Annotated in this window: 1 protein-coding gene; it reads left to right on the plus strand. The window is 55.4% G+C overall.

The window, feature by feature from the left end; all coding sequences use genetic code 11:
• A partial coding sequence (locus HGT70_RS16470) for an Ig-like domain-containing protein (RefSeq protein ID WP_214196580.1) occupies positions 1 to 388 on the plus strand: 388 nt, incomplete at both ends.

Here is a 388-nt window from a genome sequence, read left to right on the forward strand (position 1 = left end):
ATCAAGGATGCCAACGGCACTACGCTCGGCAGTACAACGGTTGGCAGTGATGGCGCTTTCAGCGTTACTCTTACTCCGGCACAAACCAACGGCCAGACCTTAAGTGTCACGGCTACTGATACCGCGGGTAACCCGTCTTCAGTCGCCACGACAACGGCACCAGATACGACCGCACCTGCCGCACCAACTGATGTTGTTGTCAGCCATGACGGTGTAACAGTAACCGGTAAAGCCGAAGCAGGCTCAACGGTTGCTATCAAGGATGCCGATGGAAATACGCTCGGTAGTGCAACGGTAGCCGCAGACGGTTCATTCACTGCGACCTTAAGCCCGGCACAGACAAATGGTCAAACGCTAAGCGTTACGGCTACTGATACCGCGGGTAACC

The sequence above is a fragment of the Rosenbergiella collisarenosi genome, assembly GCF_018494085.1.
Taxonomy (GTDB): domain Bacteria; phylum Pseudomonadota; class Gammaproteobacteria; order Enterobacterales; family Enterobacteriaceae; genus Rosenbergiella; species Rosenbergiella collisarenosi.